Annotated in this window: 12 protein-coding genes; 9 read left to right on the top strand and 3 right to left on the bottom strand. The window is 72.5% G+C overall.

Annotation, left to right across the window (positions count from 1 at the left end; translation table 11 throughout):
• The first annotated feature begins 27 nt into the window (after positions 1-27).
• Both ACZ4NT_RS02615 and ACZ4NT_RS02610 read left to right on the top strand, forming a co-directional pair.
• On the top strand, positions 28-1,062 hold the full coding sequence (locus ACZ4NT_RS02615; protein WP_121403389.1) for a LacI family DNA-binding transcriptional regulator: 1,035 nt from the start codon (positions 28-30) through the stop codon (positions 1,060-1,062).
• Positions 1,063-1,166: 104 nt separating this feature from the next.
• Positions 1,167-2,033, top strand: a complete 867-nt coding sequence (locus tag ACZ4NT_RS02610; RefSeq protein WP_467722852.1) for a phosphatase PAP2 family protein — start codon at positions 1,167-1,169, stop codon at positions 2,031-2,033.
• A gap of 24 nt (positions 2,034-2,057) precedes the next feature.
• Here the strand turns inward: ACZ4NT_RS02610 and ACZ4NT_RS02605 are convergent, their stop codons facing one another.
• Entirely contained in the window at positions 2,058-5,054 is a 2,997-nt protein-coding gene (locus tag ACZ4NT_RS02605) for a bifunctional [glutamine synthetase] adenylyltransferase/[glutamine synthetase]-adenylyl-L-tyrosine phosphorylase (protein ID WP_121403387.1), read from the bottom strand.
• 206 nt (positions 5,055-5,260) lie between these two features.
• Between ACZ4NT_RS02605 and ACZ4NT_RS02600 the strand changes: the two genes are divergently transcribed.
• The 4 genes from ACZ4NT_RS02600 (at position 5,261) to ACZ4NT_RS02585 (ending at position 9,151) form a co-directional block, all read left to right on the top strand.
• Positions 5,261-5,701, top strand: a complete 441-nt coding sequence (locus ACZ4NT_RS02600; RefSeq protein ID WP_121403386.1) for a VOC family protein — start codon at positions 5,261-5,263, stop codon at positions 5,699-5,701.
• A 111-nt stretch (positions 5,702-5,812) separates the two neighbouring features.
• On the top strand, positions 5,813-6,700 hold the full coding sequence (locus tag ACZ4NT_RS02595) for an alkaline phosphatase family protein (RefSeq protein ID WP_121403385.1): 888 nt from the start codon (positions 5,813-5,815) through the stop codon (positions 6,698-6,700).
• Between the two features lies 1 nt (position 6,701).
• Entirely contained in the window at positions 6,702-8,132 is a 1,431-nt protein-coding gene (locus ACZ4NT_RS02590; RefSeq protein ID WP_467722849.1) for an MFS transporter, read from the top strand.
• Entirely contained in the window at positions 8,129-9,151 is a 1,023-nt protein-coding gene (locus ACZ4NT_RS02585) for a TolB family protein (protein ID WP_467722847.1), read from the top strand. The genes ACZ4NT_RS02590 and ACZ4NT_RS02585 overlap by 4 nt, the downstream gene beginning before the upstream one ends.
• Before the next feature lie 24 nt (positions 9,152-9,175).
• Here ACZ4NT_RS02585 and ACZ4NT_RS02580 read toward each other — a convergent pair whose 3' ends face one another.
• Both ACZ4NT_RS02580 and glnA read right to left on the bottom strand, forming a co-directional pair.
• Positions 9,176-10,051, bottom strand: coding sequence for an aminoglycoside phosphotransferase family protein (locus ACZ4NT_RS02580; RefSeq protein WP_467722845.1), 876 nt, complete (start codon positions 10,049-10,051; stop codon positions 9,176-9,178).
• A gap of 167 nt (positions 10,052-10,218) precedes the next feature.
• Positions 10,219-11,580: a type I glutamate--ammonia ligase gene (gene glnA / locus ACZ4NT_RS02575; RefSeq protein ID WP_121403381.1), complete on the bottom strand. Its 1,362-nt coding sequence runs from the start codon at positions 11,578-11,580 to the stop codon at positions 10,219-10,221.
• 354 nt (positions 11,581-11,934) lie between these two features.
• Here glnA and ACZ4NT_RS02570 point away from each other — a divergent pair, with 354 nt between their 5' ends.
• From ACZ4NT_RS02570 to ACZ4NT_RS02560, 3 genes are all read left to right on the top strand, one after another.
• Complete coding sequence (locus ACZ4NT_RS02570; protein ID WP_121403380.1) at positions 11,935-12,597, top strand: DUF3105 domain-containing protein; 663 nt, start codon at positions 11,935-11,937, stop codon at positions 12,595-12,597.
• A 5-nt stretch (positions 12,598-12,602) separates the two neighbouring features.
• Positions 12,603-13,226 carry a DUF305 domain-containing protein gene (locus ACZ4NT_RS02565; protein ID WP_467722843.1) on the top strand — a complete coding sequence of 208 codons (624 nt, stop codon included), beginning with the start codon at positions 12,603-12,605 and terminating at the stop codon, positions 13,224-13,226.
• A 463-nt stretch (positions 13,227-13,689) separates the two neighbouring features.
• Positions 13,690-15,630, top strand: coding sequence for a S53 family peptidase (locus tag ACZ4NT_RS02560; protein ID WP_467722841.1), 1,941 nt, complete (start codon positions 13,690-13,692; stop codon positions 15,628-15,630).
• Positions 15,631-15,678 lie beyond the last annotated feature (48 nt).

Raw genomic sequence — 15,678 nt, 5'->3', positions numbered from 1 at the left:
GAGACCCGGCCGGTACAGTCCAATCCCGTGACCACACGGCTTGCCGACATCGCAGCCCAGGCGGGGGTCAGTGAGGCGACTGTCAGCCGCGTCCTGAACGGGAAGCCGGGCGTCGCCGCGACCACCCGCCAGTCCGTCCTGGCCGCCCTCGACGTGCTGGGCTACGAACGCCCGGTCCGGCTGCGGCAGCGCAGCGAGGGACTGGTCGGGCTGATAACCCCGGAGCTGGAGAACCCCATATTCCCGGCGCTGGCCCAGGTCATCGGCCAGGCGCTGACGCGTCAGGGCTACACCCCGGTGCTGGCGACCCAGACCCCCGGCGGTTCCACCGAGGACGAGCTGACGGAGATGCTCGTCGACCGGGGCGTCGCCGGCATCATCTTCGTCTCGGGCCTGCACGCGGACACCTCCGCGGACATGCAGCGCTACGAGCAGCTGCGCGCCCGGGGGGTGCCGTTCGTCCTCGTCGACGGTTTCTCGCCGAAGGTCCAGGCCCCGTTCATCTCGCCCGACGACCGGGCGGCGATGAGCCTGGCGGTCACCCACCTCGTCTCGCTCGGCCACACCCGGATCGGTCTCGCCCTCGGCCCGAAGCGCTTCGTACCGGTGCAGCGGAAGATCGAGGGCTTCGTGCGCACGATGCAGGAGCAGCTCGGCCTGCGTCCCGCCGAGATCGAGGAGCAACTGGTCCAGCACTCCCTGTACACGCTGGAGGGCGGACAGGCCGCCGCCACCGCCCTCATCGCCCGGGACTGCACCGCGGTGGTGTGCGCCAGCGACATGATGGCGCTGGGCGCGATACGGGCGGCACGGCAGCTCGGCCTGGACGTGCCGAAGGGCATCTCGGTCGTCGGCTTCGACGACTCGCCCCTCATCGCCTTCACGGACCCGCCGCTCACCACCGTCCGCAAGCCGGTGCCGGCCATGGGACAGGCGGCGGTGCGCACGCTGCTGGAGGAGATCGGCGGGACGCCCGCCCCGCACAGCGAATTCGTCTTCATGCCGGAACTGGTGGTGCGCGGCTCGACCGCGTCCGCGCCCGGGGACCGCAGTCGCCCCTGAGAGTGAATCCGCGGGCCCCGGCGCCGTGGAGAGCTGGACATGCGGCCCGGACCCGACTCGGGGATCATCGGGGAGGGAAGGCTTTTCTGGCAGACTCTGTCCTTATGGGTGAGACCGTGACGACACTGGAAGGCCGGGAGCAGGCCACTCCACAGTCCGTCGAGGACGGCTCGAACGCCCGCGCGGACCGTGTCCTGCTGCGCCGGATGCGCGCCCCGCGACGCCCCCGTTTCTGGTTCGAGATCCTGTTGATCGGTGCGAGCTACTGGACGTACTCGCTGATCCGCAACGCGGTCCCGGAGCAGCGGACGCAGGCGCTGCGCAACACCGACTGGATCTGGCGGGTCGAGCACCAGCTCGGCATCGCCGTGGAGGAGTCGGTCAATCACACCGTGAACGCGGTGACCTGGCTGATCGTCGGCATGAACTACTACTACGCGACACTGCATTTCGTGGTGACGCTGAGTGTTCTGGTGTGGCTCTACCGCAGTCACCCGGGCCGGTACGCGGCCACCCGCACGGCGCTCTTCGCGACGACCGCCGTCGCACTGGTCGGCTACTACTTCTTCCCCCTCGCGCCGCCCCGGCTGATGAGCGGCAGCGGCTTCGTCGACACGGTCCTGGTCCACCAGACCTGGGGCTCCATGGCGTCGGGCGACCTGAAGAACATGTCGAACCAGTACGCGGCGATGCCCTCGATGCACATCGGCTGGTCGCTGTGGTGCGGCCTCACGATCTTCGCCCTGGCCTCGGCCCCCTGGGCCCGCGTGCTCGGCCTCCTCTACCCGGCGGCCACCCTGGTGGTCATCGTCGCCACGGCCAACCACTTCTGGCTCGACGCGGTGGGCGGCGTGCTCTGCCTGGCCTTCGGCTTCGCGGTCGCCGGCCTGTGGTACGGGGCGCTGCCCTACTCCCTGCCGCGCCGGGTCCCGGAGCCCGGCAGGGAACCCCGGGAGCCGGCCGGCGTCTGAGCCGGGGTCCCGGGGCCCCGGCTGCTAGCCGGCGTAGAACAGCTCGTCCACCACGGCACGTGCCCGTCGCGTGGTCCGCCGGTACCCCTCCAGCAGGTCCCCGACGTGCCCGGTCTCGTAGCCCAGGTACCGCCCCACGGCGGCCAGCTCCCGCCCGTCCGAGGGGAAGGTGTCCCCGGCCCGCCCGCGCACCAGCATCACCGCGTTGCGCACCCGGGTCGCGAGGACCCACGCCTCGTCCAGGATGCCCGCGTCCTCCTCGGAGAGCAGGCCCGCGGCGCACGCGGCGGCGAGGGCGGCCCGCGTCCGCGTCGTGCGCAGCCCGGGTTCGGCCCGTGCGTGGCGCAGCTGCAGCAGCTGGACCGTCCACTCCACGTCGGAGAGCCCGCCCCGGCCGAGCTTGGTGTGCAGGGTCGGGTCGGCGCCGCGCGGCATCCGCTCCGCCTCCATCCGCGCCTTCAGGCGGCGGATCTCCCGCACGGCGTCGTCCCCCAGCCCGTCCGCCGGGTAGCGCAGCGGATCGATCAGCTCGACGAAGCGGCGCCCGAGGTCCTCGTCGCCCGCGACGGGTTCGGCACGCAGCAGCGCCTGCGACTCCCAGCCGAGCGACCAGCGGCGGTAGTAGGCCGCGTAGGAGTTGAGGGTCCGCACCAGCGGGCCCGACTTGCCCTCGGGCCGCAGGTCGGCGTCGATGAGCAGCGGCGGATCCGAGCTCGGCAGCTGCAGCAGCCGCCGCATCTCGGAGACGACGGCGTTCGCGGCGCGCGAGGCCTCCTGCTCGTCGACGCCCTCGCGCGGCTCGTGCACGAACAGCACGTCGGCGTCCGAGCCGTAGTTCAGTTCGTGGCCCCCGAAGCGGCCCATCCCGATCACGGCGAACCGGGTGGGCAGCGTGTCCCCCCACCCGTCCCGCACGACGGCACGCAGGGTGCCGGACAGGGTGGCCGCGGTGAGGTCCGAGATCGCGGCGCCGACCCGGTCCACCAGCGCTCCCTGATCGGCCACGGCGGGTGTCTCCTCGGTGCCGTAGGAGGCGACGATGTCCGCGGCCGCGGTGCGGAACAGCTCGCGCCGGCGCACCCCGCGCGCGGCCGTGACGGCCTGCTCGCCGTGGGGGGCCCGGCCGACCGCCGCGAGGATCTCCTGCTCCAGGTGGGCCCGCGACCTGGCCTCCAGTCCGCCGGCGGCGCCGTCCCCGAGGAGGGCGACCGCTTCGGGGGCCCGCATCAGCAGGTCGGGCGCGAGCCGTCCCGCCGACAGCACCCGCGCCAGGTTCTCGGCGGCGGCCCCCTCGTCCCGGAGCAGTCGCAGGTACCAGGGCGTCTTGCCCAGCGCGTCCGAGACCTTGCGGAAGTTGAGCAGACCCGCGTCCGGGTCGGCGGAGTCCGCGAACCAGCCGAGCAGCACCGGCAGCAGGGTCCGCTGGATCGCGGCCTTGCGGGTGACACCCGACGCCAGCGCCTCCAGGTGCCGCAGCGCGGCGGCCGGATCGGCGTACCCGAGGGCGACCAGCCGTTCGCGTGCCGCGTCCGTGCTCAACCGGTGCTCGCCCGGTGCGAGTTGGGCGACGGCGTCGAGCAGCGGCCGGTAGAAGAGCTTCTCGTGCAGCCGTCGTACGACGGACGCGTGCCGCTTCCACTCGCGGTTCAGCTCGGTGACCGGGTCGGTGCGCAGCCCGAGCGAGCGGCCGATGCGCCGCAGATCGGCCTCGCCCTCGGGGACGAGGTGGGTCCGGCGCAGCCGGTAGAGCTGGATCCGGTGCTCCATGGATCGCAGGAAGCGGTACGCCGCGTCGAGCTGCACCGCGTCGGCGCGCCCCACGTACCCGCCGGCGGCCAGCGCCTTCAGGGCGTCCAGCGTGGTGCCGCTGCGCAGCGAGGTGTCGGCCCGCCCGTGCACCAACTGCAGGAGCTGCACGGCGAATTCGACGTCACGCAGGCCGCCGGGGCCGAGCTTCAGCTCGCGTTCGATCTCGGCGACGGGGATGTTCTCCACGACGCGGCGGCGCATCTTCTGCACGTCGGGGACGAAGTTCTCGCGTTCGGCGGCGTGCCAGACGAGCGGGGCGAGCGTGGCGACGTACTCCCGGCCGAGCGCGAGGTCCCCGGCGACCGGCCGCGCCTTCAGCAGCGCCTGGAACTCCCAGGTCTTGGCCCACCGCTGGTAGTAGGCGAGGTGACTGCTCAGGGTCCGCACCAGCGGGCCGTTGCGGCCCTCCGGGCGCAGGTTGGCGTCGACGGGCCAGATGGTGCCCTCGACCGTCGTCTCGGAGCAGATGCGCATCATGTGGGAGGCGAGCCGGGTCGCGGCCTGGATCGCCTTGCCCTCGTCGGCGCCCTCGACGGCCTCCCCCACGAAGATCACGTCGACGTCGGACACGTAGTTCAGCTCGTGGCCGCCGCACTTGCCCATCGCGACGACCGCGAGCCGGCACAGCGCGGCGTCGTCGGGCGCCGCGGCGCCCGCGATCGCGAGGGCCGCGCGCAGGGTGGCCGTCGCGAGGTCGGCGAGTTCGGCGGCGGTCTGGGCCAGGTCGGTGGTGCCGCACACGTCCCGGGCGGCGATGGACAGCAGGCAGCGCCGGTAGGCGACGCGCAGCCGGACGGGGTCGTCCGCCTCCGCCAGTCCCCGCTCGAACTCCTCCACTCCGGGATGGAGGTCGCGCGGCTCGTACATCACGAACGCCTGCCAGTCCTGCGGGTGGCGGGCGAGATGGTCGGCGAGCGCGGACGAGGCCCCGAGCACGCCGAGCAGCCGGTCCCGCAGCGGCTTCGACGCTATGAGCGTGTCCAGCAGCTCCCGCTGGGCGGTGTGGCCGTCCTGCGCCTCCACCAGCCGGACCAGCCCGAGCAGCGCGAGATCGGGGTCCGCGGTCGCGCCCAGCGCGTCGAGCAGGACGGGGTCGGCCCGGACGGGCGCCAGCTCGGCGCCGTCCAGCAGTCGCTCGGCCGCGGACGGATCGGTGAAACCGTGCCGCAGCAGCCGAGAGAAGGTACTGCTTCTGCGCCCCGGCGCCGTCATCCTCGGCCTCCTGTCGGATCAAGGTCGTACGGGTTTGAGCCTAACCGCAGAGTGCGGGGGCGGCTCCGGGGCGGCCGCCGGTAACCGGGCCGGTCTCTTCGGCGCAAGCGGTGGCGCGGCGGCCCGCATTCGGCTTCGGTGAGGGGAGCGGAACGCGGCCGGACGCACAGGCGCCCCGGCCGGCGCGCGACGAAGGGATGCATCCAGTGGACATGACCCTCGAAGTGATCCTGCTGCCCGTCTCCGACGTGGACCGGGCCAAGGAGTTCTACCGGGACAAGGTCGGCTTCCACGTCGATCTGGACGGCGAGGTGATGGAGGGAGTGCGGATCGTGCAGCTGACACCACCGGGCTCCGGGTGTTCCATCGCGCTCGTCGACGGGCTGCGGATCCCGACGGGGACCCCGCAGCCGGGGACCTACCACGGCATGCAGCTGTGCGTGGAGGACGCCAAGGCCGCCTACGAGGAGCTGAGGGAGCGCGGACTCGACGTCAGCGAGCCGCAGGCGTTCGCTCCCCAGGACGGCGCCACGTTCATGTACTTCACTGACCCGGACGGGAACGGCTGGGCGATCCAGGAGTACCGGCAGCGGGCGGCGAAGCCGCTGCACAAGCTGCTCGCGGAGCTGGCCGCCGGGCGACAGTAGTTCACCCGCTCTTCACTCCTCGGGTTGGGGGACGTGGGCCACGGGAATGTTGGCGTGTGCATGCTCTGTCCGCACCGCTCCCGTCCTCGTCCCCCACACCGGAGGTCTGAAGTGTCCGGCAGAACCGTGTACCGCCGCAGCCGTGCCCTCGTGGCGTCCGCGCTCGCCCTCGCCGCCGCCGCGGCCGGGCTCTGGACCGGGTTCGGGGGTTCCTCCCCGGCGCGGGCCGCGGCCGGGGTCCCGACCCCGGACCACGTGGTCGTGGTCGTCTTCGAGAACCACGCCTACAGCCAGGTCATCGGCTCCTCCAGCGCCCCGTACATCAACTCGCTCAGGACCGGCGGCGCCAGCCTCTCCCAGTCCTACGCCGAGACCCACCCGAGCCAGCCCAACTACTTCGCGCTCTTCAGCGGCTCCACCCAGGGCGTCACCGACGACAGCTGCTACACGCCCGGCTTCTCCTCCGCCCCGAACCTGGCCTCCGAGCTGATCGCGGCCGGCAAGAGCTGGGCGAGCTACAACGAGACGCTGCCCAGCCAGGGCTCGACGACGTGCAGCAGCGGCTCGTACGCCCGCAAGCACAACCCGTGGTTCGGCTTCAGCAACGTGCCGACCTCCTCGGCGAAGACCTTCGCCCAGTTCCCGACGGACTACGCGACGCTCCCCCAGGTCTCCTTCGTCGTCCCCAACCTGTGCAGCGACATGCACGACTGCTCGGTGTCCACCGGCGACACCTGGCTCAAGAACAAGCTGGGCGCGTACGCCACCTGGGCCAGGACCCACAACAGCCTCCTCGTCGTCACCTTCGACGAGGACAACCGGCTCAGCGGCAACCGGATCCCGACGGTGCTGTACGGCCGGCAGGTGACGGCCGGTTCCAGCTCCTCGACCAGCTACAACCACTACGACCTGCTCCGCACCCTGGAGGACATGCACGGCCTCCCGCACGCGGGCAACGCCGCCTCCGCGAAGGACATCACCGGGATCTGGACGTCCTGACGTGTACGTAGCGGACAGCCGGGCCGGCACCCCGGCGACGGCGTCCGCGGAAGGCGCCGCCCGGCCCCGCGCCGGGCGGCGCTCCGCCGCGGTCGCCCCCACGGTGCTCGCGCTCGGCACGGTCAGCCTGATCACGGACGTCTCCTCCGAGATGGTGACGGCGGTGCTGCCGCTGTACCTGGTGGCGGGCCTCGGCCTGTCGCCGCTGGGCTTCGGCCTGCTCGACGGGATCTACAACGGGTTCTCGGCGCTGGTCCGGCTGGCCGGCGGGCACCTCGCCGACCGCGGGGGCGGCCGCCACAAATGGGTGGCCGGCTTCGGCTACGGACTGTCGGCGGCCTGCAAACCCCTGCTCCTGCTGGCCCACACGCTGACCCCCATCGGCCTCGTCCTGGCGGCCGACCGAACCGGCAAAGGGCTGCGCACGGCCCCGCGCGACGCGCTCATCTCCCTGTCGAGCACACCCGCGACGCGGGGCCGCGCCTTCGGCGTCCACCGGGCCATGGACACGGCGGGCGCCCTGCTGGGCCCCCTGGCCGCCTTCCTCATCCTGCGGGCGACGGTCGACGGCTACGACGCGGTGTTCACGGTCAGCTTCTGCGTGGCCGTGGCGGGCGTGCTGGTCCTGGTGCTGTTCGTGCCGGGAGCCGCTTCGCGGGGACGCGCGGGGCCGGCGGATGCCCCCGTACCGGGTCGTGCCGGAGCCCGAACGTATGCCCCGGCGGCGGGATCCGTACCGGGTCGTGCCGGAGCCCGAGCCGGTGCTGATTCCGGAACCGGTCGCGGCAGCGGTGGCGTGGATGGGGTCGGCGCCGGGGTGGTCCCGTCGCGGCCCACGCTCCGTGCCGCCCTCGGCCTCCTCCGGGAGCGCGGGCTGCGCCGCATCACCGTCTGCGCCCTGCTGCTCGGCCTCGCGACGGTCAGCGACTCCTTCGTGTACCTGCTGCTCCAGCGGCGCCTCGGCGTACCGGACCGCTGGTTCGCGCTGCTCCCCCTCGGCACCGCCGCCGCCTTCCTGCTGCTCGCCGTCCCGCTGGGCCGGCTCGCGGACCGCGCCGGACGGTGGCGGGTGTTCCTGGCCGGCCACGGCGCCCTGCTCCTCGCGTACGGCCTGCTGCTCTCGTCCTGGCACGGCACCGCACTGCCGTACGCCGTACTGCTCCTGCACGGCGGCTTCTACGCGGCCACCGACGGCGTGCTGATGGCCGCCGCGTCGGACAGCGTCCCGGAGGCGCTGCGCTCCTCCGGGCTGGCCCTCGTCCAGACCGGGCAGGCGCTGGCCCGCTTCGTCTGCTCGCTCGGCTTCGGCACGGCCTGGACGGCGTGGGGCGACCGGACGGCGCTCACCGCGTCCGCCGTGGCGCTGGCCGGCTGCGCGCTGTGGGCGCTCCGCCTCCGGCCGAGGGCGACGACTCCGGAGGTTCCCGTATGACGACCCGCGCCCGCGTCCTCGTCCTGGCCCTCGCGCTGCTGCTGCTGGCCGGTGTCGCCATGGCGTCCGTGCTGCACGCCTCGGCCCGCGCCGACCGCCGGGACCGGGCACAGCCCGGCGGCCCGAGGATCACCCCGGGCCCGGTCGCGCTGACCGGTCCGGACCGCCGCCTGGTCTTCCGCAACATGGCGTGGGGCCCGCACCGGGACGAGCTGACGACGGTCTCCGCGTCGGACCCCGCGGGACCGCGCACCGCGTCGAAGGTGAAGTGCCTGCGCTTCCACGCGGCCTCGGGCACCGGGGTCTGCCTCCAGGCGGTGCACGGCACCGTCCAGGACACCTACCGGGCGGTGATCCTCGACGCCGCTCTGCACGAGAGGGCCCGCTACGACGTGCCGGGCATCCCCTCCCGGGCGCGGGTCTCCCCCAGCGGCCGGTTCGCCGCCTGGACGGCATTCGTGGGCGGCGACTCGTACGCGGGGACGGACTTCTCCACCCGCACGGCGATCGTGGACACGCGCACGGGCCGGCTGACCCCGTCCCTGGAGGCCTTCCGCATCGTCATGGACGGCCGCCGCCACCGCGCCGCGGACGTCAACTTCTGGGGCGTCACCTTCGCCGCGGACGACCGGCACTTCTACGCCACGCTGGCCACGAGGGGGCGGACCCATCTGGTCCGGGGGGACCTGCGCGCCCGTACGGTCACCACGCTCCGTACGAACGTGGAGTGCCCGTCGCTCTCCCCCGACGGCACCCGCGTCGCCTTCAAGAAGCGGGTCGAGGGACTCCCGGCCGACGCGCCCTGGCGCCTGCACGTCCTGGACCTGCGGACGATGCGCGAGACGCCGCTCGCGGAACCCCGCAGCGTCGACGACCAGGCCGTCTGGCAGGACGCGCACACCCTGGTCTACGCCCTCCCCGGCGACTACGGGGCCGACCTCTACGCCGTCCCGTCCGACGGCACGGGCAGGCCGCGGCGCACCACCCCCGCGGCCGTGTCCCCGGCGTTCCTGCCCTGACCCACCCGTCCCCGGACGCGCGGATCAGCGGACCTCCTCCAGCACCGCCCGGATCACGTGCCGGGCGTTGCGGGCCATCGACGGGTTCGTCGTGCGGTAGTACGGCAGGGCGATCACCGCCTGGGAGAGCGTGCGCGCCCGGCCGCGGGTCCAGGACGCCTCGTCCGCCCCGAGGGCCTCGCGGAAGACCTTCCGGGCCCCGGCGGGCAGCAGGTTCCAGGCCGGGAACAGGTCGCAGGCCGGGTCGCCCGCCCCCATGCACCCGAAGTCGATCACCGCGGTCAGCCGGCCCCCGTCGACCAGCAGGTTGCCCGGCATCAGGTCGGCGTGCAGCCACACCGGCGGCCCGTCGGGGCCGGGGGTACGCAGCGCGTCCTCCCACACGGCAGTCACGGCGTCGCAGTCGACGCCCTCCTCCGGGATCCCGCGCAGCGCCGTGATCGCCGCCCGCGTCTCCTCGTCGAGCGAGGCGAGCGGTCCCCCGCGGTGGGCCCGCGGCGCCCCCGGCAGGGTGACGCCCCGCATCGCGGTCACGAATCCGGCCAGGTCCTCGGCCAGCGGCTCCGGCGCGCTCAACGCCCCCGCCTCGGGCAGGGTGCCGGCCAGCCACCGGTACACCGACCACGGCCACGGCCAGCCCTCGGCGGGCTCTCCGGCCCCCAGCACCTCGGGAACGGCCACCGGGAGCGCCGGGGCCAGCCGCGGCAGCCACTCCCGCTCCAGGAACACGTCCCCGGCCCCGCCCGCCGTCAGCGGCAGCCGGACGACCATGTCCTCGCCCAGCCGGTACATGGCGTTCACCGTGCCCCCGGACGGCACCCGCTCCACCCCGAGCCCGGCCCACCGCGGAAACTGCCCGGCCACCAGCCGGCGCACGAGACCGTCGTCGACGGGTCGCATCTCCCCCACACCCATGAGGCGCCATCCGACCGCCTCGCCCGGCAGACGTCAACCTCTTTTCGCCGGGCCTGCGGACGGGCGTCCACCCCGTTCCCACGCGAAGGGGCCGACGGTCCACGACCGTCGGCCCCTGTGCCGTACCGAGGGCGGAACCCGCCCTCACGCGCCTACAGCACCGGCAGGTTCTTCCGCAGCTCGAAGGCGGTGACCTCGCTGCGGTACTCCTCCCACTCGCTCTTCTTGTTGCGGAGGAAGAAGTCGAAGACGTGCTCGCCGAGGGTTTCGGCGACGAGTTCGCTGCGCTCCATGAGGGTCAGCGCCTCGCCCAGGTTCTGCGGGAGGGGCTCGATCCCCAGCGCGCGGCGCTCCGCGTCGCGCAGGGCCCAGACGTCGTCGTCGGCGCCCGGGGGCAGCTCGTAGCCCTCCTCGATGCCCTTGAGGCCGGCCGCCAGCAGCAGGGCGTAGGCGAGGTAGGGGTTCGCGCCGGAGTCCAGGGAGCGGACCTCGACCCGGGCCGAGCCGGTCTTGCCGGGCTTGTACATCGGGACGCGGACCAGCGCCGAGCGGTTGTTGTGGCCCCAGCAGATGTACGAGGGGGCCTCGCCGCCGGCGCCCGCGGTGCGCTCCGAGCCGCCCCAGATGCGCTTGTAGGAGTTGACCCACTGGTTGGTGACCGCGGAGATCTCCGCCGCGTGCCGCAGCAGGCCCGCGATGAAGGAGCGGCCGACCTTGGAGAGCTGGTACTCCGAGCCGGACTCGTAGAACGCGTTGCGGTCGCCCTCGAAGAGGGAGAGGTGGGTGTGCATGCCGGAGCCCGGGTACTCCGAGAACGGCTTCGGCATGAAGGTGGCCTGCACCCCCTGCTCCAGCGCGACCTGCTTCATGATCAGCCGGAAGGTCATGATGTTGTCGGCCGTCGAGAGCGCGTCGGCGTAGCGCAGGTCGATCTCCTGCTGGCCGGGGGCGCCCTCGTGGTGGCTGAACTCGACCGAGATGCCCATCGACTCCAGCATCGTGATGGCCTGGCGACGGAAGTCCTGGCCGACGTTCTGCGGGGTGTGGTCGAAGTAGCCGGAGTTGTCGGCGGGGGTGGGCCGCGAACCGTCCAGCGGGCGGTCCTTCAGCAGGAAGAACTCGATCTCGGGGTGGGTGTAGAAGGTGAAGCCGAGGTCGGAGGTCTTGGCGAGGGCACGCTTGAGGACGTAGCGGGGGTCCGCGAAGGACGGCGAGCCGTCCGGCATGAGGATGTCGCAGAACATCCGGGCCGTCCCGGGGGCCTCCGCACGCCACGGCAGCACCTGGAACGTCGACGGATCCGGCTTGGCGATCATGTCCGACTCGTAGACCCGGGCGAAGCCCTCGATCGCCGAACCGTCGAACCCGATGCCCTCGTCGAAGGCCTGCTCCAGCTCGGCCGGGGCCACGGCCACCGACTTCAGGAAGCCGAGCACGTCCGTGAACCAGAGGCGCACGAACCGGATGTCACGCTCCTCCAGTGTCCGGAGCACGAACTCCTGCTGCTTGTCCATCTTCCGCTTCCACCCATCCTTGCTGGTCAGGCCGCCTGCTCCCACGTCTCGGGGACGATCGGGGCACATGAGCATCCCACCACAACACCATTTCATGCGCGTTGCGGACCATGATCGGCCGACCGGCCATGGTCTGAACGCCCGGCGTACGGCAGGTGTACCGCGCCGCTGCCCATACTGCCTGCTCACCCGGGTCCGGCGATACCGCGGGCGGGGCCCGGTTCCGGTGCGGCGGCGGGCGGCGCCGGGGCACCTTCGGACAATCCTGTGACCTCCCTGCATACCCCGCCCCCGATCCCACTACGATCAGCAAACCCGACCGTCCCACTTCCACCATTCTCCGAAGGACTCGCCATGGGTTCCGCCAAGAACAGCAGCAATGCCTCGCGCAAGGCGCGTATAGAGGAGATGCGTCGCGCCGAGCGTTCCCGCGACCGCCGCAACCGGATCCTGACCATCGGTGCGAGCGTGGTGATCGTCGCGGGTCTCGTCGCCGGCGGGACGTACCTCGTCATGTCGCAGTCCGACAAGGACGGCGCGAGCGACTCGAAGGCGGCGTCGGGCCACTTCGTCACCGGCAAGGACGGGGTGAAGACCTGGAAGGGCACACTGGGCCGCACCCACGTGACCAAGACGGTGAAGTACCCGATGGAGCCGCCGGTGGGCGGTGACCACAACCAGGTGTGGATGAACTGCAACGGCGACGTCTACACCAAGCCGGTCGGCAACATGAACGCGGTCCACTCGCTGGAGCACGGCGCCGTGTGGGTGACGTACAACGACAAGGCCTCCGACGCCGACGTGAAGGCGCTCGCCGCGAAGGTCAAGAAGACCCCGTACACGCTGATGAGCCCGGTCGAGGACCAGAAGGACCCGATCATGCTCAGCGCTTGGGGCAAGCAGCGCACGGTCACCGGCGCGAGCGACCCGGACGTCGACACCTTCTTCTCGGCGTACGTGCAGGGCAAGCAGACGCCCGAACCGGGGGCCGCCTGCACCAACGGCCTGTCGAAGTGAGCCGGATGAGGCAGACCGGCTGGATCGCGGGGACCGCCGCGGCCGTCCTCGTCGCGGCCGGGGCGATCACGTACTCGGTGGCCGACGGCGGCGAGTCCGGCATGACGGCGCCCGCCGCGGACTCCGCGGACGCGGGTTTCGCGCGGGACATGGCCGTCCACCACCAGCAGGCCGTGGAGATGTCGTACATCGTGCGCGACCGTACCGAGGACGAGGAGGTGCGGCGCCTCGCGTACGACATCGCGCAGACCCAGGCCAACCAGCGCGGCATGCTGCTCGGCTGGCTCGACCTGTGGGAGCTGCCGAAGGTCTCCGCCGAGCCGCCCATGACGTGGATGGACATGGGCGGCATGGCCTCCGGCAAGGACGGCGCGCTGATGCCCGGCATGGCGACCAACACCCAGCTGAAGGACCTCGGCAGGAAGAGCGGCAAGGACGCCGAGATCACCTACCTGCGGCTGATGTACGCCCACCACGCGGGCGGGGTGCACATGGCCGAGGGGTGCGTGAAGAGGTGCCGGGTCGGCGTCGAACGCCGGCTGGCCAAGGGCATGGTGGCGGGTCAGCGCTCCGAGATGGAGCTCATCACCGGCATGCTCAAGGAGCGCGGCTCCGCGCCGTCGGACTGAACGAACCCCGCGCCACGCCGCGGCGCGTCAGGCGGACGGTCGGACCGGCCGAGAACTCCGTGTCCGGCGGACGGCCGTAGGCCGCCGGGACCCGTGCCGTCCCGCGCCTGACGGGTGTACCCGCGCGCCGGGCTCCCGGGCGGGCCGCACGCCGGCGGCCGGACTACCGAGCAGCGCCGGGCTCCCGGGCGGGCGCACGCCGGTGGCCGGACTACGGAGCAGCGCCGCGCCCCGGTCGGCCGGACTCCCGGGCGCAAGACCGTACATGACGGGCAGGACATCCCAATTCCCTTACGTATACGGTTCCTTGGGCTCTTCTTGGCCCATGCATTCCCCTGGCATGAACGGTTCGTCGCGAGAGTGGCCCGAGCGTGATCCTTTCCCCGTGCCCCCTGACCGCACGGGGTCTACGCGGATCACGGACCGACCACTACATGCGACGAACCGCATCGCAGGGGGTTCTATGAGATCCAACCGCGCCACAGGGCGCGCCGGAGTGAGCCTGGCAGCGACACTGCCGCTGCTCGCCGGTGCGCTGGCGCTCGGCATACCCGCGGCCCAGGCCGCGGACGGCCCGGCCCGCGACACCCTCACCGGCACCAAGCCCGCCTGGGCCACGGCCTCCGCGGACCAGGGGGCCGCCTCCGACGGCTCCCGGGTCTCCGCCCGGGTCTACCTCGCCGGCCGGGACGCCTCCGGTCTGGCCGCGTACGCCAAGGCCGTGTCCGACCCGCACTCGGCCTCGTACGGCAAGTACCTCAGCGCGGGACGGGCCCAGGCCCGCTTCGGCGCGACCAGGGCGCAGGTCACCGCCGTCACCTCCTGGCTGAGGTCGGCGGGCCTGAGGGTCACCGGCACGACGCGGCACTACGTCTCCGTGACGGGTGACGTGGCCGCCGCCGAGAAGGCGTTCGGCACGCAACTGCACAACTACGCCAAGGGCAGGAAGACCTACCGGGCGCCGTCGCGGACGGCCTCCGCACCGGCCGCCCTGAACGGTGCCGTCCTGACCGTCACCGGCCTGGACAGCGCCCCGCACAAGGCGACCCACCAGGACCAACTTCCGCCGCCGGACGCCGTGTTCCGCAACTCCGGGCCCTTCTCCTCGTACCACGGCTCGAACATCGCGAGCACCCTGCCGTCCGCGTACGGCAAGAAGATCCCGTACGCCGTGAAGGGGTACACCGGCAAGCAGCTGCGCGCCGCCTACGGGGCGGGCACCCGCACCGGCAAGGGAGTGCGGGTCGCCATCACCGACGCGTACGCCTCGCCGACCATCGCCTTCGACGCGGCCACCTACGCGAAGAAGCACGGTGACGCGAGGTACGTCGGCGGTCAGCTGCGTCAGGTGCTGCCCGGGAAGTACACGAAGACCGAGGAGTGCGGGGCCGCCGGCTGGTACGGCGAGGAGACCCTCGACGTCGAGGCCGTGCACGCGGTCGCGCCCGCCGCGAACATCACGTACGTGGGCGCCGCCTCCTGCTACGACGACGATCTGCTCGACTCGCTGAACAAGATCGTCGACGGTCACCTCGCCGACATCGTCTCCAACTCCTGGGGCGACATCGAGGCCAACGAGACGCCCGACATCGCGGCCGCCTACGACCAGGTCTTCCAGTTCGGCGCCGTCGAGGGCATCGGCTTCTACTTCTCCTCCGGCGACAACGGCGACGAGGTCGCCAACACCGGCACGAAGCAGGTCGACACCCCCGCCAACTCGGCCTGGGTGACCGCGGTCGGCGGCACCTCGCTGGCCGTCGGCAAGGACGACAAGTACCTCTTCGAGACCGGCTGGGGCACCGAGAAGGCCGCCCTCTCGGAGGACGGCAAGAGCTGGACCGGCTTCCCCGGGGCGTTCACCTCGGGCGCGGGCGGCGGCACCAGCCGGACCGTGTCGCAGCCCTTCTACCAGAAGGGCACGGTGCCGGACGCGCTCGCCAAGGCGAACGGTACGACGGCCATGCGGACCGTGCCGGACATCGCGGCGATCGCCGACCCCAACACCGGTTTCAAGGTCGGTCAGACACAGACCTTCCCGGACGGGTCGCAGCAGTACGACGAGTACCGGATCGGCGGCACCTCGCTCGCCGCGCCGGTGATCGCGGCCGTTCAGGCCCTCGCCCAGGAGGCGCGCGGCGGCAAGGCGATCGGCTTCGCCAACCCGTCGGTCTACGCCAAGTACGGCTCGAAGGTCTACCACGACGTGACGGACAACCCGACGGGGTCCGGACTCGCCGTGGCGCGCGTGGACTTCGCCAACGGCTACGACGCGACGGAGGGGCTGCTCACGTCCGTCCGCAGCCTCGGCAAGGACGGCTCGCTCAAGGCCGTCAAGGGGTACGACGACGTCACCGGCGTGGGGTCGCCCGCGGCGGGATACGTCGACTCGTATCGCGTTCGCTGACGACGCGTCACCAGGTCTGCGCCCGCCCCTCCCTGAGGGGCGGGCGTC

The organism is Streptomyces sp. NPDC026417, assembly GCF_055567695.1.
Note: the sequence above shows the minus strand (reverse complement) of the source record. Positions and strands in the feature narration are given on the sequence as shown.